Here is a 20106-nt window from a genome sequence, read left to right on the forward strand (position 1 = left end):
GGCCACGGCAGCCGCGTCAGCGCCAGCCGCGGCCCGTCGAGGGCCGCCAGGGCGGCCTCCGTGGCGGCCATCACCTCCGGGCCGATGCCGTCGCCCGGCATTACGGCGACGTGCCAGTCGCTGCGCCCTTCTCCCACCGCTCCCCCTCCCCGATTGGCGCCGCCCCTGCCCTAGGGCAGCAGGTGGCGGATGGCGTCGCGCTCCTCGCGCAGCTCCGCGGCGGTCGCCTCCATGCGCTCGCGGCTGAAGTCGTCGATGGCCAGGCCCTCGACGAGGCGGTAGTCACCGCCGCTGCAGCGCACGGGGAAGGAGTAGATCAGCCCGGCGTCGATCCCGTAGCTGCCGTCCGAGGGCACGGCCATGCTCGTCCACGCCCCTTCCGGGGTCCCCAGCGCCCAGTCGCGCATGTGGTCGATGGCGGCGCTCGCCGCGGAGGCGGCGCTCGAGGCGCCCCGCGCCTTGATGATCGCGGCGCCGCGCTGCTGCACGGTGGGGATGAAGGTCTCCCGCACCCACTCCGTCTCGAGGAGCTCGGGCGCCGGGCGGCCCTGGATCTCGCAGTGGCTGATATCCGGGTACTGCGTCGCGGAGTGGTTGCCCCAGACCGTCAGCCCGCGGATCTCCCGCGTGTGGCAGCCCACGCGGTTGGCCAGCTGGGCGAGCGCGCGGTTGTGGTCGAGGCGGGTCATCGCCGTGAAGTGCCGCGGATCGAGGTCCGGGGCGTTGTGCTGGGCGATGAGGGCGTTGGTGTTGGCCGGGTTGCCGACGGCCAGGACCTTGACCGAGGGGCGGGCCGCCTGGTTGAGCGCCTGCCCCTGCGCGGAGAAGATCGCCGCGTTCGCCTCGAGCAGGTCCTTGCGCTCCATGCCCGGCCCGCGCGGCTTGGCCCCGACGAGCAGGACGTAGTCGGCGTCGGCGAAGGCCTCCTCGGCCCGGTCCGAGGTCGTCACCCCGGCCAGCAGGGGGAAGGCGCAGTCCTCGAGCTCCATGACCACCCCTTGCAGCGGCTCCTGCGCCTCGGGGATCTCGAGGAGCTGCAGTACCACGGGCTGATCCGGCCCCAGCATCTCCCCGGCGGCGATACGGAACAGGAGGCTGTACCCGATCTGCCCGGCGGCGCCGGTGACGGATACGCGAACGGGTGCTTTCATGGGTCTCTCCTCATTCAAAGGCTGAACTCGCCGGGCACCTACGGGCGCTCCCAGGCGCACGGCACACCGAGCCCGAGGCCGTCGAGGGCGTCGGCCCGGCCTTGGTTGACGGCGACCTCCGCCAGCCCCATGGCGTTCTCGTACCAGAACGCCCCGCCCTCGGGGAGGTCCGAGAAGGTGCGGGCGCGCTCCAGGCGGTGCCCCCCTACCTGCATTACAGCATCGCCGGGGAGGGTCTGCGCCCGCCGGCCGGTCATGACGTTGCCGAAGCCGTCGGCGTAGATCGTCTCGTCGCGGTCCGCCGGCCAGCCGGCCCCGACGGCCGCCTCGGCCGGGAACGGCGTCAGCCCGGCCTCCTCGCCGACGGCGAGGCGCCGGGCGGCGTCGGCGAAGACGTCCCGGCCGTGGAAGGTCGCGCTCGCCTCGGCGCCGGGCGCCGGCAGGGCGTACCAGGCGGGCTCGGCGGCCGCCCGCGCGGCGATCGCCAGCAGGCCGTTGTCGGGGCCGACGAGCCAGCGGGCGCCGACGCGCACGGCGCACCCGGCGCGCTCGGAGCCGACCCCGGGGTCGACGACGGCGAGGATGACGGCGCCCGGCGGCGTGTAGGGGAGGCAGGCTGCGAGGAGGTAGGCCGCCCTCCGGGGCTGGAACGGCGGGGCGTCGTGCATGAGGTCGACGAGCCGCCCGGCGGGCCTGCCCTGCTGGAGGCGGGCCTTGAGCTGGCCGACGTAGGGGCCGTTGAGGGTATAGTCCGTAAAGAGCACGACCGTCGAGGCGGCGCCTGCGGAGGCGCCTCCCCGACGGCCGCGTCCTGGCGAGGCGTCTCTCCTAGGCCGCCGACTCTTCCTCATTCCCGGTCGCTTCGCGGCCGACGAGCTGGACCACGGCCATGGGCGCGCCGTCGCCCTGCCGGAAGCCGCAGCGGAGGATGCGCATGTAGCCGCCTGGGCGCGAGCGGTACTGCGGCCCCAGGTCCTCGAAGAGCTTCGTCACCATCTCCTTGTCGCGCAGGCGGGCGAAGACCAGCCGGCGGTTGGCGGTGCTGTCCTCCTTCGCCTTGGTGATCAGCGGCTCGGCGACGCGGCGCAGCTCCTTGGCCTTGGGCACCGTGGTCCGGATCTCCTCCTCCCGGAACAGGGCCGCGGCCATGTTCTGGAGCATCGCCTTGCGGTGCGAGTTGGTGCGATTAAAGTGGCGTCCGGCTTTGCGATGGCGCATGACGTTTCGCTCCCGTGTCTAGTTCAGCCCGCGATGCGTGCCCGGTCCCCGAGGGACGGCGGCGGCCAGTTGTCGAGGCGCATGCCCAGCGACAAGCCGTACGAGGCCAGCGTCTCCTTGATCTCATTGAGCGACTTCTTGCCGAGGTTCGGCGTCTTGAGCAGCTCCACCTCGGTGCGCTGGACCAGATCCCCCACGTAGTGGATGCTCTCGGCCTTCAGGCAGTTCGCCGAGCGCACGGTCAGCTCCAGGTCGTCGATGGGCCGCAGCAGCATCGGGTCGATCTCCGGCTCGCCCGGCTCCTCCTCGCCCTCGAAGCCGCTGCCCTCGAGGTCGACGAAGACCGAGAGCTGGTCGCGCAGCAGCGTCGCCGCGAACTTGACGGCCTCCTCGGGCGTCACGACGCCGTTGGTCTCGACATCGAGGACCAGCTTGTCGAGGTCCGTGCGCTGCTCGACACGGGCGCTCTCCACCGAGTAGGAGACGCGCCGGACCGGGCTGAAGCTAGCGTCCACCGCCAGGTGGCCGATGGTCCGCGTCGCCTCGTCCTCGCGGGCGGTCACCGGCAGGTACCCCCGGCCGCGCTCGATCCGCAGCGAGGCGTTGAACGAGCGCTCGTGGGTCAGGGTCGCGATGTGGAGCTCGGGGTTCTGGATCTCGACATCGTGGTCGCAGGTGATATCCCCCGCCGTCACCGGCCCCGGCCCCTCCTTGCTCAGCCGCAGGGTCACGGCGTCCCGCTCGTGCATGCGCACGGCGAGCTCCTTGAGGTTGAGGAGGATGTCCACGGTGTCCTCGTGGATCCCCTCGACCGCGGTGTACTCGTGCTGCACCCCCTCGATCTCGACCTCGGTGACCGCGGTCCCGGGCATCGAGGAGAGCAGCAGCCGCCGCAGGGCGTTGCCCAGCGTGTGCCCGAAGCCCCGCTCCAGCGGCTCGAGGATGACCTGGGCGCGATTCTCCCCGGCCGACTCGACCTGCACCGATCGCGGCTTCAGAAAGTCCTTCAGGTACCCCTTCATCGACGACACCTTGCAGTTACAGCTGTTACTTGGAGTACAGCTCGACAATCAGCGACTCGTTGATCTCTTGCGAGAGGTCGCTCCGGTCGGGGCGCTGCTTGAGCTGCCCTTCCATCTTGGTCGAGTCGACCTCCACCCAGGGCACCCAGCCGCTCTGCTGCGTCAGCTCGAGGGCCGCCTGCACGCGCAGCTGCTTCTGGGCCTTCTCCTTGAGGGAGACCGTATCGCCCGGGTTGACCTGGTAGGAGGGGACGTTGACCACGCGGCCGTTGACGAGCACGGCGCGGTGGTTGACCAGCTGCCGCGCCTCGGCCCGCGTGCTCCCGAACCCCATCCGGTAGACGACGTTGTCCAGGCGGCTCTCGAGGAGCTGGAGCAGGACCGTGCCGGTGGCCCCCTTCTGGCGGGCGGCCTCCTTGTAGTAGTTGCGGAACTGCCGCTCCATGATGCCGTACATGCGGCGGACCTTCTGCTTCTCGCGAAGCTGGAGGCCGTAGTCGGAGATCCGGCCGCCCCGGCGCTGCCCGTGCTGCCCCGGCGGCTGCTCGAGCTTGCACTTGGTGTCGAGCGCGCGGACCCCGCTCTTGAGGAACAGGTCCGTCTTCTCGCGACGGGCTAGCTTGCACTTCGGACCGATATACTTGGCCATGGCGCGCGTACCTCCTTAGACCCGGCGCTTCTTCGGCGGCCGGCAGCCGTTGTGCGGGATCGGCGAAACGTCGGCGATATTCGTGACCCGGTAGCCCACCGCGTTCAGCGCCCGGACAGCGGACTCGCGGCCGGGCCCCGGGCCCTTGACGCGCACCTCGACGTTCTTGAGCCCGTACTCCTGGGCGGCCCGCGCGGCGGTCTCCGAGGCGACCTGCGCGGCGAACGGGGTGCTCTTGCGCGAGCCCTTGAAGCCGCTGCCGCCGGCGCTCGCCCACGCCAGGGCGTTCCCCTGGCGGTCGGTGATCGTGATCAGGGTGTTGTTGAAGGTCGCATTGATGTGCGCCACCCCGTCACTGACGGTACGCTTGACCTTTTTCTTGCCGCTGCCGCGGCTCGTTGCCTTCGCCATAGGTATTCAGTTCCTAAGATGCCCAATCATCGCCGGTTCGTGCTCGCCCGCTGCCCCGCAGGGCCGCGCGGCTTAGCGGCTCGCGGGGCCGCGCCGCGGACCCTTGCGCGTGCGGGCGTTGGTCTGGGTGCTCTGGCCGCGCACCGTCAGGCCGCGCCGGTGCCGCATGCCCCGGTAGCAGCCCAGATCCATCAGCCGCTTGATATCCATCGCCACCGAGCGGCGCAGATCGCCCTCGACGACGTAGCTCCCGACCTCACGCCGCAGGCTCTCGACCTCATCGTCGCTCAGGTCTCGAACACGGCGATCCTCAGGCACGCCGGCGGCCTTGCAGATCTCTAGCGCACGGGTACGGCCAATCCCGTAGATGGAGGTCAACGCGACCCACGCGTGCTTGTGAACCGGAATGTTTATGCCTGCGATTCGAGCCATGGGGGAATTGCCTCTCCCGTCACTATCCCGAAAACCGTGACGCCGCCTAGCAACGACGCCTGCTCGTTACCCCTGCCGCTGCTTATGGCGCGCATCCGAGCAGATCACCCGAACCGTCCCCTGCCGCTTGACGATCTTGCAGTTCCGGCAGATGCGCTTGACCGATGCCCTTACCTTCATGCTCGACTCCTCGAGTCTCCACAGTCCTTACCGACCAACGGCGTAAAACGCGCAAGGATAGCACCCGTAACTCCGCGATGCTACCCATTGCGCCGTTTGCGCGCCTCAGCGCAGCAGCCCGCCGCCGGGACGCGTGTGCCCCTTGAGGTTCGCCTTCTTCATGAGCGGCTCGTACTGGTGCGAGACCAGGTGCGACTGGAGCTGCGCCATGAAGTCCATGACCACGACCACGCTGATCAGCAGCGAGGTCCCCCCGAAGTAGAAGGGCACGTTCCAGTACAGGATCAGGAACTCGGGGATGAGGCAGACGAACGCGATGTAGAGCGCGCCGGCGAACGTCAGCCGGGTCATGACCTGGTCGATGTAGCGGGACGTCTGCTCGCCGGGCCGGATCCCCGGGATGAACGCCCCCGACTTCTTGAGGTTGTCCGCCGTCTCCCGCGAGTTGAACACCAGCGCCGTGTAGAAGAAGCAGAAGAAGATGATCGCCGCCGCGTAGAGGGCCACGTAGATCGGCTGACCCGGCGAGAGGGTCGCCGCGATATCGCCGATGAAGCCCAGCCCCTCGGCGTCGCCGAACCACTGCCCGGCGGTCGCCGGGAAGAGGATGATGCTGGAGGCGAAGATGGGCGGGATCACCCCAGCCATGTTGAGCTTCAGCGGCAAGTGGCTCTGCTGCGCGGCGTACATCTTGCGCCCGTGCTGGCGCTTGGCGTACTGCACCGTGATCCGCCGCTGCCCGCGCTCGACGAAGACGATGAAGGCGGTCACCGCAGCGGCCATCAGCAGCAGCAGGACCACCGTCGCCGCCCCCATCTCGCCGGTGCGCTGGAGCTCGAGCATGCCGCCGAGCGCCCCCGGCAGGCCGGCCACGATGCCCGCGAAGATGAGGATGGAGATCCCGTTGCCGATCCCCCGCTCGGTGATCTGCTCGCCGAGCCACATCAGGAAGACGACGCCGGTGGCGAGGGTCACCGTGGAGGTGAGGATGAACAGCGGCCCCGGATTGGCGGCCACGCCCTGCCCCTGCAGCGCCACGCTGATGCCGATGCCCTGGAAGGTCGCCAGCCCGAGGGTGGCGTAGCGGGTGTACTGGGTGATCTTGCGCCGGCCCTGCTCCCCCTCCTTCTTGAGCCGCTCCAGGCTCGGGACCACGGCGGTGAGCAGCTGCGTGATGATCGACGCCGAGATGTAGGGCATCACGCCGAGGGCGAAGATCGACAGGCGCTCCAGCGCCCCGCCGGCGAACATGTTGAACATCTCGAGGATGGTCCCGCGCTGCTGCTCCACCATCTGCTCGAGCGCCGCGGGATCGATCCCCGGGATCGTGATGTGCGTCCCGATGCGGTAGATGACCAGCGCCAGCAGCACGAAGAGCAGCCTCTGGCGAACCTCCTTGAGGTTGCCCATCCCGCTGAGCGCCGATGCCTTTCCGCCTGGGGCCGCCAATTCAGCGCTCCTCGACGACCTTGCCGCCAGCCGCCTCGATCGCCTCGCGGGCGCCGCGCGTGACCTTCACCCCCTGGACCGTCACCGGACGGTCGATGCTGCCGGAGGCGATGATCTTGACGTAGCACATGTTCTTGCGGACCACGCCCGCCCGGCGCAGCGCCTCGAGGTCGACGGTCTCCCCCGCCACCTTCTGCAGCTCGCCGAGGCGGACCTCCGTGGTGCGCAGGCCCTTCTGGGAGCGGAAGCCGTACTTCGGCACACGCCGCTGCAGCGGCATCTGCCCGCCCTCGAAGCCCACCTTGTGGTAGCCGCCCGAGCGGCTGTGCTGGCCGTTGTGGCCGCGGCCGGCAGTCTGGCCGAGCCCGCTGCCGTCGCCGCGCGCCACCCGCTTGGCCGCCGGGCGGCTTCCCGGCGCCGGCGAGATGTTGTTCAGCCGCATCACGCCTCCTGGACCTCAAGCATGTACGAGACCTTCCGGATCATACCCCGGATCTGCGGCGTATCATCCACGGTGACCGTCTGGTGCATCCGGCGCAGACCCAAGCCGGCGACACACTGCCGGTGATTCTTCAGCCGCCCGTTCGGGCTTCGCCGGAGCGTGACTTGGAGCTTCTTACCGTTCGCCATCTTCAGCCCGTAATCTCTTCGACCGTCTTACCCCGCCGGGCCGCGACGGCCTCCGGCGAGTCCATTTGCGCGAGCCCGTTGACCGTCGCCCGCACGATGTTGATCGGGTTCCGCGAGCCTACCGACTTGGCTAGGACGTCCTGGACGCCCAGGACCTCGAAGACCGCGCGCATCGGCCCACCGGCGATGATGCCGGTACCCGGGGTCGCCGGCTTCATGAAGACCTTGCTGGAGCCGTGGAAGTGGGTCACCGGATAGCGCAGCGTCGCGCCGTCCAGGTAGACCGTGCGCATGTCGCCCCGCGCCCGCTCCATCGCCTTCTGGATCGCTGCAGGGACCTCGCGGGCCTTGCCGTAGCCGAAGCCGACACGCCCCTCGCCGTCGCCGACCACGGTCAGCGCGGTGAATCCGAACTGCCGCCCGCCCTGGACGACCTTCGCGACCCGATTGATGGTGATGAGCTTCTCCCGAAGCCCGTCGGCGCTGGTCTGCTCACCGTTCGCCATAGCTCTCTGCCCCTCGCCTAGAAATCGAGTCCGGCCTGCCGCGCCGCTTCGGCGAGCGCCTGAACACGTCCGTGGTAGCGGAACCCGGAGCGGTCGAACGCCACCCGCTCGATGCCGGCCTCTCTCGCCCGCTCAGCGATGATCCGGCCCACCTCGTGGGCGGCATCCTTGTTGCCTGTCCCCGCGAGCTGCCCACGCAGCTGCGGCTCGAGGGTCGACGCGGAGGCTAGCGTGCGGGAGCCGTCCGGGACCTGCACCTGTGCGTAGATATGGCGCGGCGTCCGATGGACCGAAAGCCGGTAGGCACCGCGATCTTGGATCCGGCCCCGGCTCTTGCGGGCCCGGCGCATGCGTGCACTTCTCTTGTCCATGGTCACTTAACCGCCTACTTCTTCTTGGCCTCTTTCAAGACCACCCGTTCACCCGAGTACCGGACGCCCTTGCCCTTGTAGGGCTCCGGCGGACGGTAGCCGCGGATCTGCGCGGCGACCTCGCCCACCTGCTGCTTGTCCGGTCCCCGCACGACTACCTCCGTCTGCGTGGGCACCTCGATCTTCACGCCCTCCGGGATCTTGTAGTGAACGGGGTGCGAGAAGCCGAGCGTGAGCTGGAGGGTATCCCCCTGGACCTGGGCGCGGTAGCCGACACCCCGGAGCTCGAGCCGGCGCTCGAAGCCCTCGCTCACGCCCGTCACCATGTTGCTCACGACGGAGCGGGCCGTCCCCGTCAGGGCGACGGCGCGCCGGCTCTGCTGGCGCGGCTCGAAGCGCAGCTGCCCCTCCTCCTCGTGGGGCTCCACGAGGCGGTGGCACTCCCACGCCATGCGGCCTTGGGGTCCCTTGACTTCAATCGCGTTACCGCGCAGGTCCACTTCCACGCCGGAAGGGATTGCCACGGGCGCCTTGGCGACTCTCGACATGGCTGCTCGTCCTGTCTAAAAGACCACGCAGAGGACTTCCCCGCCGTGCCCTTGGCTCCGGGCCGAGCGGTCACTCATCACCCCTTGCGAGGTCGAGATGACCGCCGTCCCGAGGCCGCCGCGGACACTGGGGAGCTCGTCCCGCGCGCGATAGATTCTCAAACCCGGCCGGCTGTAGCGCTGGATCTCGCGAATGGCCGGCTGCCCTTGGTGGTACCGCAGCGTGATCTCGAGCTCCGGCTTCTTCTCCTCGCCGACCACCTCGTAGCCATCGATGTAGCCCTCCTCGAGCAGCACGGCAGCGATGGCCCGCTTGAGCCGCGAGGCCGGCATCCGGACCTGCGACTTCTCGGCGGTCTGCGCGTTGCGCACCCGGGTCAGCATGTCGGCGATGGGATCGGTCATGCTCATCAGCGATTCCCCTTACCAGCTCGACAGGGTCAAGCCCGGGATCTCACCGCGCATCGCGGCCGCACGGAGCTCGTTGCGCGCCAGGCCGAACTTGCGGTAGTAGCCGCGAGCCCGCCCCGAGATCGCGCAGCGGTTGCGCTGGCGCACCGGACTGGCGTTGCGCGGAAGCTGCTGGAGCTTGAGCTGCGCGTCGAAGCGCTCCTCCACGCTCGCCTCCGGATCGTGGATGATTGCCTTGAGGGCCTGCCGCTTGGCGGCGTACTTCTGCGCAAGCTTACGGCGCTTGCGCTCGCGCTCAACCATGGAAACCTTGGCCATCTACGCTGCTCCTCTAGGTGTCAGGTTCGGAAGGGGAAGCCGAACCCTTCGAGCAGGGCCTTCCCTTCTTCGTCGGACTGGGCGGTGGTGGTGAAGACGATGTCCATGCCCCGCACCCGATCGATCTCGTCGTAGTCGACCTCGGGGAAGATCAGCTGCTCCCGGACACCGAGGTTGTAGTTGCCTCGGCCGTCGAACGAGCGCGGGGAGAAGCCGCGGAAGTCGCGGATCCGGGGGGCGGCCACATGGATGAACCGCTCGAGGAACTCGTACATGCGCTCCCGCCGCAGGGTCACCTTGCACCCGATCGGCCAGCCCTCGCGGATCTTGAACCCGGCCACCGACTTGCGCGCGCGGGTGACTATCGGCCTCTGCCCGGTGATCTTCGCCAGATCCCCCTGGGCGGCCTCGAGGATCTTCTTGTCCCGCACGGCCTCGCCGAGCCCCATGTTCACCACGATCTTCTCGAGGCGCGGCACCTGCATGATGTTCCGGTAACCGAACCGCTGCTGAAGCGCCGGGGTCACCTCGTTCTGGTATACCTTTCGCAACGTCGCCATGCCGCCCCCTTAGGCGTCGATCAGCTGCTGATTCGACTTGAAGTAGCGCACCTTGCGGTCGCCTTCCCAGCGGACCCCGACCCGGTCCGGGCCGTCTCTCTCCGGATTGTAGATCGCCACATTGGAGATATGGATCGGGGCCTCTTTCTCCACGATGCCGCCCGTGGACCCCTGCATGGGGTTCCCGCGCGTATGGCGCTTGACCATGTTGACGTTGTCGACGACCACTCGGTCCTTGTCCGGGATCACGCGCGAGACGCGCCCACGCCGCCCCTTGTCCTTCCCGGCGATCACGATGACCTCGTCGCCCTTTCGAATCTTGCGCATGTTGACCTCGCCTACAGTACCTCGGGCGCCAAGGAGATGATCCGCATGAACTGCTCGGTGCGCAGCTCCCGCGTCACCGGGCCGAAGACGCGCGTCCCGATGGGCTGCAGATTGTTGTTCAGCAATACCGCTGCGTTGCCGTCGAAGCGGATCTTCGAGCCGTCGTTGCGCCGCACACCGCGCCGGCTGCGCACCACGACGGCGCTATAGACCTCGCCCTTCTTGACGCGCCCCCGCGGGATCGCCTCCTTCACACTGACCTTGACGATATCGCCAATCCCCGCGTAGCGGCGTTTCGAGCCGCCCAACACCTTAATGCACTGCACCTGCCGGGCGCCGCTATTGTCCGCCGCCTTGAGGAGGGTCTCCATCTGGATCATGACGTCCTACCCGCTATCAGCCGCAACTACCCCGCCAAAGGGCGCTCTATCGCCGCGCGCTCAGCGCGCGGCCCGCTCGAGTACCTCGACCAGCCGCCACGCCTTGCGCTTCGACATGGGGCGGCACTCTTGCACGGCTACCCAGTCCCCTTGGCGGCCCTCGTTCTGCTCGTCGTGCGCGTGGAGCTTCGTCGAGCGGCGGACAAACTTACCGTAGAGGGGGTGCTTGACGCGGCGCTCGACCAAGACCGTCAGCGTCTTGTCCCGCTTGTCGCTGATCACGCGCCCATTCACCGTGCGAGTGTTCTTCTCTTCGCTCATGCCTGACGCTCCGCCCGCTTGCGCTCGTTGAGCACGGTCTTAATGCGCGCGATATCGCGGCGCACCTTGCTGAACTGGTCGTTCCGCGCCAGCTGCCCGCTGGCGTTCTGCATCCGCAGATTGAACTGCTCCTTGCGCCGCTCGAGCAGCTCCTTCTCGAGCTCCTGCGTGCCCTTCTCGCGCAGCTCACTTGCCTTCATCACATCACCGTCCGATTCACGAAGGTGGTCTTCACCGGGAGCTTCGCCGCGGCCCGCCGAAACGCCTCCCGGGCCACATCCTCCGAGACCCCCTCGATCTCGTAGAGGATCCGCCCCGGCGCAATGGGCTCACACCAGTGATCGACGTTGCCCTTGCCCTTGCCCATGCGCACCTCGAGCGGCTTCTCGGTGACCGGCTTGTCCGGGAAGACCCGGATCCAGATCTTGCCGCCGCGGCGGATGTAGCGGTTGATCGCGCGCCGCGCTGCCTCGATCTGCCGCGAGGTGATCGGGCCCCGCGTGGTCGCCTTCAGGCCGTACTCCCCGAAGCTGACGCGGTCGCCGCGGTGGGCAAGCCCGGTGTTGCGGCCCTTCTGCTTCTTCCGGAACTTGGTCCGTTTCGGCTGTAGCATCGTCCTGGCTCCCCGTCGGTTCAGCCCTGGGTGGCTGCAGCCCGGCGCATCCGCTCGGCCGGCGCCCCTTCATTCTCGGTGTCGATGATCTCGCCCTTGAAGATCCAGACCTTGACGCCGATCACGCCGTAGGTGGTCTTGGCCTCCGAGAACCCGTAGTCGATATCCGCGCGGAGGGTGTGCAGCGGCACCCGCCCCTCCCGGTACCACTCGGTCCGGGCGATCTCCGAGCCGTTGAGCCGGCCGGAGACCTGGACCTTGATCCCCTGGGCACCGACGCGCAGGGCGTTGCCCACGGCGCGCTTGAGGGCGCGGCGGAACATCACGCGGCGCTCGAGCTGGCCGGCGATCCCCTCGGCGACCAGGTTGGCATCGATCTCCGGCTTGCGGATCTCCTCGATGTTGATGTGCACCGGCACACCGATGCGCTGCGCCACCTCGCCGCGAAGCCGGTCGATGTCCTCGCCCTTCTTGCCGATGACGATCCCCGGCCGTGCGGTGTGGATGGTCACCAGCGCATTCTTGGCTGGGCGCTCGATCTGGATTCGGCTCACCGAGGCGTTCTTCAGCCGGTTGCGGATGAAGTTACGCACGTCTAGGTCGGTGTTCAGGTACTCGCCGAAGTTCTGGCTATCGGCGTACCACATCGAGCGCCAGTCCTCGGTGACGCCCAGCCTGAACCCGGTTGGATGGGTTTTGTTTCCCATGCCGGCTCCTCTCGCTTGATCTCGCCTCAGTCCTCGGCCACTGCCACGGTGATGTGGCTAGTGCGCTTGAGGATCCGGTTCGCCCGCCCCTTGGCGCGCGGCTGAATACGCTTCATCGTCGGGCCCTCGTCGACGCAGATGCGGGAGATCCGCAGCTCGTCGATATCGGCGCCGTCGTTGTGCTCCGCGTTCGCGACCGCCGACTCCAGCACCTTGCGGATGATGCGGGCCGCCTTGCGCGGGCTGAACTCCAGCGTCCGCAGGGCAGCGTCCACCGGCATCCCCCGGACCTGGTCGGCCACGAGGCGCGCCTTTTGCGGGGTGATCCGCGAGAAGCGCAGTTTCGCTTGGGTCTCCATGGCGCGCTCCCCTTAGCGTTTGGACTTCTTATCCGCCGCATGGCCGCGGAAGGTCCGCGTGACCGCGAACTCGCCGAGCTTGTGCCCGACCATGTTCTCGTTGATCAAAACCGGCACATGCTGGCGCCCGTTGTGGATGGCGATCGTCAGACCGACCATGTCCGGCATAATCACCGACCGGCGCGACCAGGTCTTGATCGGCCGCTTGCTCTTGCTGGCGTTCGCCTCCTCCACCTTCTTGAGCAGGTGGTAGTCGATGAACGGCCCCTTCTTGGTCGAGCGTGGCACGGTTATCTACCCCTCAACGCTTGCGACGGCGCACGATCTGCTGATCGGTGCGCTTGTTCTTCCGAGTTCGATGGCCCTTCGTCGGCTGCCCCCACGGGGTGACCGGGTGGCGGCCTCCCGCGGTGCGGCCCTCGCCACCGCCGTGCGGGTGGTCGACCGGGTTCATCGCGACACCGCGGACCGTCGGGCGGGCACCGAGGTAGCGCTTGGCGCCGGCCTTGCCGAGGGTGCGCAGGCTGTGCTCGCTGTTGCCGACCTCGCCGACGGTCGCCTTGCAGTCCACCGGCACGCGGCGCATCTCCCCGGAGCGCAGCCGCAGTGTCGCGCTGCCGCCCTCGCGGGCGACGAGCTGCACGCTTGCCCCGGCCGAGCGGGCGAGCTGAGCGCCCTTGCCGGGCTTGAGCTCGACGCAGTGGACCTGCGTACCCACCGGGATGTTGCGCAGCGGGAGGGCGTTGCCGGGACGGATCGGGGCGTCGCGGCCCGCGAGGATCTCCGCGCCCGCCTCAACTCCGCGAGGCGCAATAATATACCGCCTTTCGCCGTCACGATAAAGGACCAGGGCGATATGCGCCGAGCGGTTCGGGTCGTACTCCAGGCGCTCGACCCGGCCGGGCACGCCGTCCTTGTCCCGCTTGAAGTCGATCAGGCGGTAGCGCTGCTTGTGCCCACCCCCCCGGTGGCGGGTCGTGATGCGGCCGGCGTTGTTCCGCCCTCCGGACTTCGACTTGCTCACGACCAGCGGCTCGTAGGGGCCGCCGTCGTGGAGCCGCGCGTCCTTCGTCCGGACAACGAAGCGCCGCCCGGGGGAGGTCGGCCGACTCTTCAGTAGTGCCATAGGTTAACCCCCTAGTTCCCCACCGAGGAAATCGATGTCCTGGCCCTCGGCGAGGGTCACGTACGCCTTCTTCCAGTCGCGCCGCCGGCCGCTGACCCGACCGAAGCGCTTGTGCTTGCCCTTGACGCAGACCGTCCGGACCCCCTGGACATCCACGTTGAAGAGCTTCTCGACGGCGACCTTGATCTCCCCCTTCGTCGCGTCCGGGGCGACGCGGAAGACCACCTGCCCGGCCTCGTCGGCGATGACCGTGCTCTTCTCGGAGATGTGGGGGCCGTACAGCACGGTGTAGAGACGTTCCTGATTCATGACAGCCACTCCTCGACGCGCCGGATCGCCGGTACCGTCATCACGACCTGCTCGGAGCCGACCAGGCTCGGCGGATCGATCCGCCCGGCCTCGACGGCGCTGACCCCCGGCAGATTGCGGGCCGCGAGCGCCAGGCTCGGCTCCAGGGCGTCGACGACCACCAGGCCGTGCTCGACCCCGAGCTGCTGGAGGCGCTCGCGCAGCAGGCGGGTCTTCGGCGCCTCGAGCGCCAGGGACTCGACGACCACCAGCCGCTGCTCGCGGACGAGCTCGGAGAGGATCGAGCGGATCGCCCCGCGGTACATCTTGCGGTTGACCTTCTGGCGGTAGCTGCGCGGCTTCGCGGCGAAGGCCTGGCCACCGGCGCGCCACAGCGGGCTGCGGTTGGTGCCCGCCCGCGCGTTGCCCGTGCCCTTCTGCCGCCACGGCTTGGAGCCGCCGCCGGAGACCTCGCTGCGCGTCTTCTGCGCCTTGGTCCCGGCCCGGCCGCCGGCGAGGTGGGCCGTCACCACCTGGTGGATCAGCGCCTCCCGGAACGGCTCCGCGAACGCCGCGTCTGCGACCTCGACCTGGCCGGCCGCTTCGCCTTGATTACTGGTGAGCTTGAGCTCCATGGCTCCCCCTGTCCCGAATTACGCCTTGCGCGCCGGACGGACGACCAGGTCGCCGCCGACGGCTCCGGGCACAGCACCGCGGACCAGCAGCAGGTTCCGCTCGGCGTCGACCCGCACGATCTCGAGGTTCTGCACCGTGGCCTGCTGGTTCCCCATCTGGCCGGCCATGCGCTTGCCCTTGAACACGCGCCCCGGGCTCTGGCACTGCCCGATGGAGCCCGGCACCCGGTGCGACTTCGAGTTGCCGTGGGTGCTGCGCTGCGCCCGGAAGTTGTGGCGGCGCACCGTACCGGCGAAGCCGCGCCCCTTGCTCGTGCCCGTGACGTCCACCTTTTGGCCGGCCTCGAAGCGCTCGACGCTCACCTCGGAGCCGAGCTCGGGCGCCGCCTCGTCGCTGCGGTTCTGCCCCTGGTCGAGCCGGAACTCCCGCAGCCCGCGGCCTGCCTCGACCCCGGCGCGCGCGTAGTGGCCGGCCTCCGGCTTGGAGACCCGCTGCGGCTTGCGCCGACCGGCCGTCACCTGCACCGCGTGGTAGCCGTCCTGCTCCGGCGTCTTGACCTGCGTCACCCGATTCGGCTCCGCCTCGACGACGGTAACCGGGATCGATTGGCCGTCCTCTGTAAAAACACGCGTCATGCCGCGCTTGCGACCGACGATTCCAATTGCCATCGTCCGTCTCTCCTCAAACCTGTCCGACGGGCCTTCCCGCCGGGGACGAAACCGCTCCCGCCGGCGAGCGGGGAGGCCTCCTTGGGGCCGCCCCACGCGCCGGCCGGAGTCGCATCTTCTCCGTAGCCGCGGGCCTGCTGGCAGGCCTCGCTCAGTACAGCTTGATCTGGACGTCGACCCCGGCGGCGAGATCGAGCTTCATCAGGGCGTCGACGGTCTTCTCCGTCGGGTCGATGATGTCCATCAGCCGCTTGTGCGTCCGGATCTCGTACTGATCCCGCGCGTCCTTGTTGACGTGCGGCGAGGTCAGGAGCGTGAACTGCTCGCGCTTGACCGGCAGGGGGATCGGCCCCCGGACGTGCGCGCCGGTGCGCTTGGCGGTGTCCACGATCTCCCGCGCCGACTGGTCGATCAGGCGGTGATCAAAGGCCTTGAGCCGAATCCGGATCCGCTGGTTCGTCGTCGCTGCTGCTGCGGTCGCCATAGTTCGATCACTCGATGATCTTGGAGACGACGCCGGCGCCGACGGTGCGGCCGCCCTCGCGGACCGCGAAGCGCAGCCCCTCTTCCATGGCGATGGGCGCAATCAGCTGCACCGTCATCTTCACGTTATCGCCCGGCATCACCATCTCGGTGCCCTCCGGCAGCTCCACCGTCCCGGTGACGTCCGTCGTGCGGAAGTAGAACTGCGGCCGATACCCCTGGAAGAACGGCGTGTGCCGGCCTCCCTCGTCCTTCGACAGGACGTAGACCTCGCCCTCGAAGTGCGTGTGCGGCGTGATCGACTTCGGCTTGCACAGCACCTGGCCGCGGTCGACCTCGTCGCGCTTGATCCCGCGCAGCAGCACGCCGACGTTGTCGCCGGCCTCGCCCTGATCGAGCAGCTTGCGGAACATCTCCACGCCCGTGGCCGTCGTCTTGCGCGTCTCGCGCAGCCCGACGATCTCCACGTCGTCGCCGACCTTGATCACGCCGCGCTCGACCCGGCCCGTGACCACCGTCCCGCGCCCGGAGATCGAGAAGACGTCCTCGATCGGCATCAGGAACGGCTGATCCACCGGGCGCTCCGGCTGCGGGATCGCCTCGTCCATCGCCTCGACCAGGCGCACGATCGACGGCTGGCCCATCTCCGAGTCGTCGCCCTCGAGCGCCTTGAGCGCCGAGCCGGTGACCACCGGGATGTTGTCGCCGTCGAAGTCGTAGTCGTTGAGCAGCTCCCGGACCTCCATCTCGACGAGCTCGAGCAGCTCCGGGTCGTCGACCATGTCCGCCTTGTTCAGGTAGACCACGATCGCCGGTACGCCGACCTGGCGCGCCAGCAGGATGTGCTCGCGCGTCTGCGGCATCGGCCCGTCGGCCGCCGAGACCACCAGGATCGAGCCGTCCATCTGCGCCGCGCCCGTGATCATGTTCTTGACGTAGTCGGCGTGGCCCGGGCAGTCGACGTGGGCGTAGTGGCGGCTCTCCGACTCGTACTCGACGTGCGCCGTCGCGATCGTGATCCCGCGCTGGCGCTCCTCCGGCGCGTTGTCGATCTGGTCGAAGGCGCGCGCCTCACCGCCGTACGAGCTCGAGAGCACCTTCGTCATCGCCGCCGTCAGCGTCGTCTTGCCATGGTCCACGTGACCAATCGTCCCCACGTTCACGTGCGGTTTTTTACGCTCAAACTTCTCCTTGGACACGCCACACCTCGCTGAATCTGTAAGCTATGAACCTGACTTTACGGCGACGCGGCTCACGACGCCTTCTTGATGACCTCGTCGGCGATGCTCGCCGGCGCCTCGGCGTACTCCTCGAACTCCATCACGTAGGAGGCGCGCCCCTGCGTGTTGGAGCGCAGGTCGGTCGCATAGCCGAACATCTCCTTGAGCGGCACCTGCGCCCGGATGTGCTTGCCGTTCGGGATGTCCTCCATCTTCTGGACGGTCCCCCGGCGCCGGTTGAGGTCGCCGACCACGTCGCCCATGTACTCCTCCGGCGTCGTGACCTCGACCTTCATGATCGGCTCGAGCAGCACCGGGTCCGCCTTCATGAAGCCGTCGCGGAAGGCCATGGAGCCGGCGATCTTGAACGCCATCTCCGAGGAGTCGACGTCGTGGTAGGAGCCGTCGAAGAGCTCGACGCGGACGTCCACCACCGGGTAGCCGGCGAGCACGCCCTCCTCCATGACCTCGCGGCAGCCCTGGTCGACGGACGGCACGTACTCCTTGGGCACCACGCCGCCGACGATCTTGCTCTCGAAGGAGTACCCCTCGCTGCGCTCCTGCGGGACCATCCGGATGTAGACGTGGCCGTACTGGCCGCGGCCGCCGCTCTGGCGGACGAACTTGCCCTCCTGCTCGACCTGCTTGCGGATCGTCTCGCGGTAGGCGACCTGGGGCTCGCCGACGTTCGCCTCGACCTTGAACTCCCGCTTGAGGCGGTCGACGATGATGTCCAGGTGCAGCTCGCCCATCCCCGAGATGATGGTCTGCCCGGACTCCTCGTCGGTGCGCACGCGGAAGGAGGGATCCTCCTGGGCCAGCCGCCCGAGCGCCTGCCCCATCTTCTCCTGGTCGGAGCGGGTCTTGGGCTCGACGGCGACGGCGATCACCGGCTCCGGGAACTCCATGCGCTCGAGGGTGATCTTGTTGCTCGGGTCGCAGAGCGTATCGCCGGTGGTCACCTCCTTGACGCCGACCGCCGCGGCGATATCGCCGGCGCGCACCTCCTTGATCTCCTCGCGCTGGTTGGAGTGCATCTGCAGCAGCCGCCCGATGCGCTCCTTCTTCCCCTTGATGGGGTTGTAGACCTGGTCGCCGGAGTTGATCACGCCGGAGTAGACGCGGAAGAAGGTCAGGTTGCCGACGTAGGGGTCGTTGGCGATCTTGAAGGCGAGCGCCGCGAACGGCTCCTTGTCGTCGGCGTGGCGCGCCTCGACGGTCTCCTCGTCGTCGAGGACGCCCTCGATGGCCGGGACCTCGTTGGGCGCCGGGAGGAACTCGATCACGGCGTCGAGCAGCGTCTGCACGCCCTTGTTCTTGAAGGCGGAGCCGCAGAGGACGAGGACGACCTCGTTGCTGAGCGTCTGCTGGCGCAGCCCGCCCTTGATGTCGTCGGCGCTGAGCTCACCGTCGGTGAGGTAGCGCTCCATGAGCTCCTCGCTCGCCTCGGCGGCCGCCTCGACCATCTCCTCGCGGGCGGCCTGCGCCTCGGCGCGCAGCTCCTCGGGGATCTCCGTCTCGGTGTAGGTCATCCCCTGCGGGTCGCGATCCCAGTAGATCGCCGTCATGCGGATCAGGTCGACGACGCCCTGGAAGTTGTCCTCGGCGCCGATGGGCAGCTGGATCGGCACCGCCTTGGAGCCGAGGCGCTCGCGGATCTGGCTGACGACCCGCGAGAAGTCGGCGCCGGCGCGGTCCATCTTGTTGACGAAGGCCATCCGCGGGACGCTGTACTTGTTCGCCTGCCGCCAGACGGTCTCCGACTGCGGCTCGACGCCGCCGACGGCGCAGAAGACCGCCACCGCCCCGTCGAGCACCCGCAGGGAGCGCTCCACCTCGATGGTGAAGTCGACGTGCCCCGGCGTGTCGATGATGTTGATCCGGGTCTCGGGGTACTGCTGGTCCATGCCGCTCCAGAAGCAGGTGGTCGCCGCCGAGGTGATCGTGATCCCCCGCTCCTGCTCCTGGGACATCCAGTCCATGACCGCCGCACCGTCGTGCACCTCGCCCATCTTGTGCGAGACGCCGGTGTAGAAGAGGATGCGCTCGGTCGTAGTCGTCTTGCCTGCGTCGATGTGGGCGGCGATACCGATATTCCGATAGCGCTCGATGGGCGTCTTGCGTGCCACGGCGGTTACCCCGTTATTGACTCTGTTCCAGACTTACCAGCGGTAGTGGGAGAAGGCCTTGTTGGCCTCCGCCATACGGTGCGTGTCCTCACGCTTCTTGACCGCTGTGCCGCGGCTCTCCGCGGCCTCCTGCATCTCGCTCGCCAGGCGCGCGGCCATGTTCTTCTCGCCGCGCTTGCGCGCCGCCTCGAGGATCCAGCGCATGGCGAGCGTCTGCCGCCGGTCCGGGCGGACCTCGACCGGCACCTGGTAGGTAGCGCCGCCGACCCGCCGGGACTTGACCTCGACGCGCGGCTTGACGTTCTCCAGGGCGCTCTCCATGACCTCGACCGGGTCGCTGTGCTTGGCCCCGATATTCTCGAGCGCACCGTACATGATCCGCTCGGCGACGGAACGCTTGCCGTGGTACATGACCATGTTGACGAACTTGGTCAGCACCTCGCTGCCGTACTTCGGATCCGGCAGGACTTTGCGCTTGGGTACTTCGCGTCTCCTGGGCATGATCCCGTCCCGTTACTTCTTCTTCGGGCGCTTGGCGCCGTACTTCGAACGACCCTGCCGACGCCGGTCGACCCCTGCGGTATCGGCGGCGCCGCGCACCACGTGGTAGCGCACGCCCGGCAGGTCCTTGACACGCCCACCGCGGATCAGAACGACCGAGTGCTCCTGGAGGTTGTGCCCCTCACCCCCGATGTAGGAGGCCACCTCGTAGCCGTTCGTCAGCCGCACACGCGCGACCTTCCGCAGCGCGGAGTTCGGCTTCTTCGGCGTGGTCGTGTACACGCGCGTGCAGACGCCGCGCTTCTGCGGGCACGACTCCAGCGCCGGCACATTGCTCTTCGCAGTACGCTTGGTACGCCCTTTGCGCACCAGCTGATTGACTGTCGCCATAGGGTTTCGCGCTCCGTACCGACCCAAAAACGACAGGCCGGTGAACCGGCCTGTCGAAGACGCAGTATTCTATGGGCATGACGCCCACGTGTCAACGCACCC

General features: G+C 68.4%; 34 protein-coding genes. All 34 read right to left on the minus strand.

Features of this window, described 5'->3' with window-relative positions; translation table 11 throughout:
* Positions 1-170 precede the first annotated feature (170 nt).
* Positions 171-1151, minus strand: coding sequence for a malate dehydrogenase (locus tag CKO13_RS01115; RefSeq protein ID WP_200256005.1), 981 nt, complete (start codon positions 1149-1151; stop codon positions 171-173).
* 38 nt (positions 1152-1189) lie between these two features.
* Positions 1190-1915 carry an SAM hydrolase/SAM-dependent halogenase family protein gene (locus tag CKO13_RS01120; RefSeq protein WP_338034553.1) on the minus strand — a complete coding sequence of 242 codons (726 nt, stop codon included), beginning with the start codon at positions 1913-1915 and terminating at the stop codon, positions 1190-1192.
* Positions 1916-1979: 64 nt separating this feature from the next.
* Positions 1980-2369: a 50S ribosomal protein L17 gene (rplQ, locus tag CKO13_RS01125; RefSeq protein WP_200256009.1), complete on the minus strand. Its 390-nt coding sequence runs from the start codon at positions 2367-2369 to the stop codon at positions 1980-1982.
* A 23-nt stretch (positions 2370-2392) separates the two neighbouring features.
* The gene (locus CKO13_RS01130) at positions 2393-3391 is read right to left on the minus strand and encodes a DNA-directed RNA polymerase subunit alpha (RefSeq protein ID WP_200256011.1); all 999 of its coding nucleotides are present in this window, start codon (positions 3389-3391) and stop codon (positions 2393-2395) included.
* Between the two features lie 25 nt (positions 3392-3416).
* The gene (gene rpsD, locus CKO13_RS01135) at positions 3417-4040 is read right to left on the minus strand and encodes a 30S ribosomal protein S4 (RefSeq protein ID WP_200256019.1); all 624 of its coding nucleotides are present in this window, start codon (positions 4038-4040) and stop codon (positions 3417-3419) included.
* Positions 4041-4055: 15 nt separating this feature from the next.
* Entirely contained in the window at positions 4056-4451 is a 396-nt protein-coding gene (gene rpsK / locus CKO13_RS01140) for a 30S ribosomal protein S11 (RefSeq protein WP_200256023.1), read from the minus strand.
* A 72-nt stretch (positions 4452-4523) separates the two neighbouring features.
* Positions 4524-4883 (minus strand): 30S ribosomal protein S13, encoded by a 360-nt coding sequence (rpsM, locus tag CKO13_RS01145; RefSeq protein WP_200256025.1) that lies wholly within the window; start codon positions 4881-4883, stop codon positions 4524-4526.
* Between the two features lie 66 nt (positions 4884-4949).
* Complete coding sequence (rpmJ, locus tag CKO13_RS01150; protein ID WP_200256027.1) at positions 4950-5063, minus strand: 50S ribosomal protein L36; 114 nt, start codon at positions 5061-5063, stop codon at positions 4950-4952.
* 105 nt (positions 5064-5168) lie between these two features.
* On the minus strand, positions 5169-6473 hold the full coding sequence (gene secY / locus CKO13_RS01155) for a preprotein translocase subunit SecY (protein ID WP_200256086.1): 1305 nt from the start codon (positions 6471-6473) through the stop codon (positions 5169-5171).
* A 40-nt stretch (positions 6474-6513) separates the two neighbouring features.
* Complete coding sequence (gene rplO, locus CKO13_RS01160; RefSeq protein ID WP_200256028.1) at positions 6514-6954, minus strand: 50S ribosomal protein L15; 441 nt, start codon at positions 6952-6954, stop codon at positions 6514-6516.
* Positions 6954-7142, minus strand: a complete 189-nt coding sequence (gene rpmD, locus CKO13_RS01165) for a 50S ribosomal protein L30 (protein ID WP_200256029.1) — start codon at positions 7140-7142, stop codon at positions 6954-6956. The genes rplO and rpmD overlap by 1 nt, the downstream gene beginning before the upstream one ends.
* A 2-nt stretch (positions 7143-7144) precedes the next feature.
* Positions 7145-7648, minus strand: coding sequence for a 30S ribosomal protein S5 (gene rpsE, locus CKO13_RS01170; RefSeq protein ID WP_200256030.1), 504 nt, complete (start codon positions 7646-7648; stop codon positions 7145-7147).
* 17 nt (positions 7649-7665) lie between these two features.
* The gene (gene rplR, locus CKO13_RS01175; protein ID WP_200256088.1) at positions 7666-8019 is read right to left on the minus strand and encodes a 50S ribosomal protein L18; all 354 of its coding nucleotides are present in this window, start codon (positions 8017-8019) and stop codon (positions 7666-7668) included.
* 14 nt (positions 8020-8033) lie between these two features.
* Entirely contained in the window at positions 8034-8567 is a 534-nt protein-coding gene (gene rplF, locus CKO13_RS01180; protein ID WP_200256031.1) for a 50S ribosomal protein L6, read from the minus strand.
* A 15-nt stretch (positions 8568-8582) separates the two neighbouring features.
* Positions 8583-8978 carry a 30S ribosomal protein S8 gene (rpsH, locus tag CKO13_RS01185; RefSeq protein ID WP_200256032.1) on the minus strand — a complete coding sequence of 132 codons (396 nt, stop codon included), beginning with the start codon at positions 8976-8978 and terminating at the stop codon, positions 8583-8585.
* Between the two features lie 12 nt (positions 8979-8990).
* Positions 8991-9296 (minus strand): 30S ribosomal protein S14, encoded by a 306-nt coding sequence (rpsN, locus tag CKO13_RS01190; RefSeq protein WP_200256038.1) that lies wholly within the window; start codon positions 9294-9296, stop codon positions 8991-8993.
* Between the two features lie 20 nt (positions 9297-9316).
* Entirely contained in the window at positions 9317-9856 is a 540-nt protein-coding gene (gene rplE / locus CKO13_RS01195; protein ID WP_200256039.1) for a 50S ribosomal protein L5, read from the minus strand.
* A gap of 9 nt (positions 9857-9865) precedes the next feature.
* Complete coding sequence (rplX, locus tag CKO13_RS01200; protein ID WP_200256040.1) at positions 9866-10183, minus strand: 50S ribosomal protein L24; 318 nt, start codon at positions 10181-10183, stop codon at positions 9866-9868.
* Positions 10184-10194: 11 nt separating this feature from the next.
* A complete protein-coding gene (rplN, locus tag CKO13_RS01205) occupies positions 10195-10563 on the minus strand; it encodes a 50S ribosomal protein L14 (RefSeq protein ID WP_200256041.1) in 369 nt (122 codons plus the stop codon).
* Between the two features lie 60 nt (positions 10564-10623).
* Positions 10624-10884 carry a 30S ribosomal protein S17 gene (gene rpsQ / locus CKO13_RS01210; RefSeq protein WP_200256042.1) on the minus strand — a complete coding sequence of 87 codons (261 nt, stop codon included), beginning with the start codon at positions 10882-10884 and terminating at the stop codon, positions 10624-10626.
* Positions 10881-11084: a 50S ribosomal protein L29 gene (gene rpmC, locus CKO13_RS01215; RefSeq protein WP_200256044.1), complete on the minus strand. Its 204-nt coding sequence runs from the start codon at positions 11082-11084 to the stop codon at positions 10881-10883. Before rpmC ends, rpsQ begins: the two co-directional genes overlap by 4 nt.
* Positions 11084-11497: a 50S ribosomal protein L16 gene (gene rplP, locus CKO13_RS01220; RefSeq protein WP_200256046.1), complete on the minus strand. Its 414-nt coding sequence runs from the start codon at positions 11495-11497 to the stop codon at positions 11084-11086. The genes rpmC and rplP overlap by 1 nt, the downstream gene beginning before the upstream one ends.
* Before the next feature lie 20 nt (positions 11498-11517).
* The gene (rpsC, locus tag CKO13_RS01225) at positions 11518-12204 is read right to left on the minus strand and encodes a 30S ribosomal protein S3 (protein WP_200256047.1); all 687 of its coding nucleotides are present in this window, start codon (positions 12202-12204) and stop codon (positions 11518-11520) included.
* Positions 12205-12230: 26 nt separating this feature from the next.
* Positions 12231-12563, minus strand: a complete 333-nt coding sequence (rplV, locus tag CKO13_RS01230) for a 50S ribosomal protein L22 (RefSeq protein WP_200256050.1) — start codon at positions 12561-12563, stop codon at positions 12231-12233.
* A 12-nt stretch (positions 12564-12575) separates the two neighbouring features.
* A complete protein-coding gene (gene rpsS / locus CKO13_RS01235; RefSeq protein WP_200256052.1) occupies positions 12576-12851 on the minus strand; it encodes a 30S ribosomal protein S19 in 276 nt (91 codons plus the stop codon).
* Between the two features lie 13 nt (positions 12852-12864).
* Complete coding sequence (gene rplB, locus CKO13_RS01240) at positions 12865-13689, minus strand: 50S ribosomal protein L2 (protein ID WP_200256054.1); 825 nt, start codon at positions 13687-13689, stop codon at positions 12865-12867.
* 3 nt (positions 13690-13692) lie between these two features.
* Positions 13693-13998: a 50S ribosomal protein L23 gene (gene rplW, locus CKO13_RS01245; RefSeq protein ID WP_200256056.1), complete on the minus strand. Its 306-nt coding sequence runs from the start codon at positions 13996-13998 to the stop codon at positions 13693-13695.
* The gene (gene rplD, locus CKO13_RS01250) at positions 13995-14612 is read right to left on the minus strand and encodes a 50S ribosomal protein L4 (protein WP_200256058.1); all 618 of its coding nucleotides are present in this window, start codon (positions 14610-14612) and stop codon (positions 13995-13997) included. Before rplD ends, rplW begins: the two co-directional genes overlap by 4 nt.
* Before the next feature lie 18 nt (positions 14613-14630).
* Complete coding sequence (gene rplC / locus CKO13_RS01255) at positions 14631-15281, minus strand: 50S ribosomal protein L3 (protein WP_200256060.1); 651 nt, start codon at positions 15279-15281, stop codon at positions 14631-14633.
* A gap of 151 nt (positions 15282-15432) precedes the next feature.
* The gene (gene rpsJ, locus CKO13_RS01260) at positions 15433-15765 is read right to left on the minus strand and encodes a 30S ribosomal protein S10 (protein WP_200256062.1); all 333 of its coding nucleotides are present in this window, start codon (positions 15763-15765) and stop codon (positions 15433-15435) included.
* Positions 15766-15772: 7 nt separating this feature from the next.
* The gene (tuf, locus tag CKO13_RS01265; protein ID WP_200256064.1) at positions 15773-16963 is read right to left on the minus strand and encodes an elongation factor Tu; all 1191 of its coding nucleotides are present in this window, start codon (positions 16961-16963) and stop codon (positions 15773-15775) included.
* Positions 16964-17016: 53 nt separating this feature from the next.
* Positions 17017-19113, minus strand: coding sequence for an elongation factor G (gene fusA / locus CKO13_RS01270; RefSeq protein WP_200256065.1), 2097 nt, complete (start codon positions 19111-19113; stop codon positions 17017-17019).
* A 33-nt stretch (positions 19114-19146) separates the two neighbouring features.
* A complete protein-coding gene (gene rpsG, locus CKO13_RS01275; protein WP_200256066.1) occupies positions 19147-19614 on the minus strand; it encodes a 30S ribosomal protein S7 in 468 nt (155 codons plus the stop codon).
* A gap of 12 nt (positions 19615-19626) precedes the next feature.
* On the minus strand, positions 19627-20004 hold the full coding sequence (gene rpsL, locus CKO13_RS01280) for a 30S ribosomal protein S12 (RefSeq protein ID WP_200256067.1): 378 nt from the start codon (positions 20002-20004) through the stop codon (positions 19627-19629).
* Positions 20005-20106: the final 102 nt, after the last annotated feature.

This window comes from Halorhodospira neutriphila (genome assembly GCF_016584055.1).
GTDB lineage: Bacteria > Pseudomonadota > Gammaproteobacteria > Nitrococcales > Halorhodospiraceae > Halorhodospira > Halorhodospira neutriphila.

What these genes read in the sequence shown, in the direction of transcription:
- rpsM (WP_200256025.1), bottom strand. Translation starts at nt 4,883, where the DNA reads ATGGCTCGAATCGCAGGCATAAACATTCCGGTTCACAAGCACGCGTGG.
- rplO (WP_200256028.1), bottom strand. Translation starts at nt 6,954, where the DNA reads ATGCGGCTGAACAACATCTCGCCGGCGCCGGGAAGCCGCCCGGCGGCC.
- rplE (WP_200256039.1), bottom strand. Translation starts at nt 9,856, where the DNA reads ATGGCGACGTTGCGAAAGGTATACCAGAACGAGGTGACCCCGGCGCTT.
- rplB (WP_200256054.1), bottom strand. Translation starts at nt 13,689, where the DNA reads ATGGCACTACTGAAGAGTCGGCCGACCTCCCCCGGGCGGCGCTTCGTT.
- rpsC (WP_200256047.1), bottom strand. Translation starts at nt 12,204, where the DNA reads ATGGGAAACAAAACCCATCCAACCGGGTTCAGGCTGGGCGTCACCGAG.
- CKO13_RS01130 (WP_200256011.1), bottom strand. Translation starts at nt 3,391, where the DNA reads ATGAAGGGGTACCTGAAGGACTTTCTGAAGCCGCGATCGGTGCAGGTC.
- rpsD (WP_200256019.1), bottom strand. Translation starts at nt 4,040, where the DNA reads ATGGCCAAGTATATCGGTCCGAAGTGCAAGCTAGCCCGTCGCGAGAAG.
- rpsL (WP_200256067.1), bottom strand. Translation starts at nt 20,004, where the DNA reads ATGGCGACAGTCAATCAGCTGGTGCGCAAAGGGCGTACCAAGCGTACT.
- rpsK (WP_200256023.1), bottom strand. Translation starts at nt 4,451, where the DNA reads ATGGCGAAGGCAACGAGCCGCGGCAGCGGCAAGAAAAAGGTCAAGCGT.
- rplQ (WP_200256009.1), bottom strand. Translation starts at nt 2,369, where the DNA reads ATGCGCCATCGCAAAGCCGGACGCCACTTTAATCGCACCAACTCGCAC.
- rpmC (WP_200256044.1), bottom strand. Translation starts at nt 11,084, where the DNA reads ATGAAGGCAAGTGAGCTGCGCGAGAAGGGCACGCAGGAGCTCGAGAAG.
- rpsJ (WP_200256062.1), bottom strand. Translation starts at nt 15,765, where the DNA reads ATGGCGACCGCAGCAGCAGCGACGACGAACCAGCGGATCCGGATTCGG.
- rplF (WP_200256031.1), bottom strand. Translation starts at nt 8,567, where the DNA reads ATGTCGAGAGTCGCCAAGGCGCCCGTGGCAATCCCTTCCGGCGTGGAA.
- secY (WP_200256086.1), bottom strand. Translation starts at nt 6,473, where the DNA reads ATGGGCAACCTCAAGGAGGTTCGCCAGAGGCTGCTCTTCGTGCTGCTG.
- rplW (WP_200256056.1), bottom strand. Translation starts at nt 13,998, where the DNA reads ATGAATCAGGAACGTCTCTACACCGTGCTGTACGGCCCCCACATCTCC.
- rpsE (WP_200256030.1), bottom strand. Translation starts at nt 7,648, where the DNA reads ATGGCGAACGGTGAGCAGACCAGCGCCGACGGGCTTCGGGAGAAGCTC.
- rplD (WP_200256058.1), bottom strand. Translation starts at nt 14,612, where the DNA reads ATGGAGCTCAAGCTCACCAGTAATCAAGGCGAAGCGGCCGGCCAGGTC.
- rpmD (WP_200256029.1), bottom strand. Translation starts at nt 7,142, where the DNA reads ATGGCGAACGGTAAGAAGCTCCAAGTCACGCTCCGGCGAAGCCCGAAC.
- CKO13_RS01115 (WP_200256005.1), bottom strand. Translation starts at nt 1,151, where the DNA reads ATGAAAGCACCCGTTCGCGTATCCGTCACCGGCGCCGCCGGGCAGATC.
- rpmJ (WP_200256027.1), bottom strand. Translation starts at nt 5,063, where the DNA reads ATGAAGGTAAGGGCATCGGTCAAGCGCATCTGCCGGAACTGCAAGATC.
- rplX (WP_200256040.1), bottom strand. Translation starts at nt 10,183, where the DNA reads ATGCGCAAGATTCGAAAGGGCGACGAGGTCATCGTGATCGCCGGGAAG.
- rplC (WP_200256060.1), bottom strand. Translation starts at nt 15,281, where the DNA reads ATGGCAATTGGAATCGTCGGTCGCAAGCGCGGCATGACGCGTGTTTTT.
- rplV (WP_200256050.1), bottom strand. Translation starts at nt 12,563, where the DNA reads ATGGAGACCCAAGCGAAACTGCGCTTCTCGCGGATCACCCCGCAAAAG.
- rpsQ (WP_200256042.1), bottom strand. Translation starts at nt 10,884, where the DNA reads ATGAGCGAAGAGAAGAACACTCGCACGGTGAATGGGCGCGTGATCAGC.
- rpsH (WP_200256032.1), bottom strand. Translation starts at nt 8,978, where the DNA reads ATGAGCATGACCGATCCCATCGCCGACATGCTGACCCGGGTGCGCAAC.
- rplN (WP_200256041.1), bottom strand. Translation starts at nt 10,563, where the DNA reads ATGATCCAGATGGAGACCCTCCTCAAGGCGGCGGACAATAGCGGCGCC.
- rplR (WP_200256088.1), bottom strand. Translation starts at nt 8,019, where the DNA reads ATGGACAAGAGAAGTGCACGCATGCGCCGGGCCCGCAAGAGCCGGGGC.
- rpsG (WP_200256066.1), bottom strand. Translation starts at nt 19,614, where the DNA reads ATGCCCAGGAGACGCGAAGTACCCAAGCGCAAAGTCCTGCCGGATCCG.
- rplP (WP_200256046.1), bottom strand. Translation starts at nt 11,497, where the DNA reads ATGCTACAGCCGAAACGGACCAAGTTCCGGAAGAAGCAGAAGGGCCGC.
- rpsN (WP_200256038.1), bottom strand. Translation starts at nt 9,296, where the DNA reads ATGGCCAAGGTTTCCATGGTTGAGCGCGAGCGCAAGCGCCGTAAGCTT.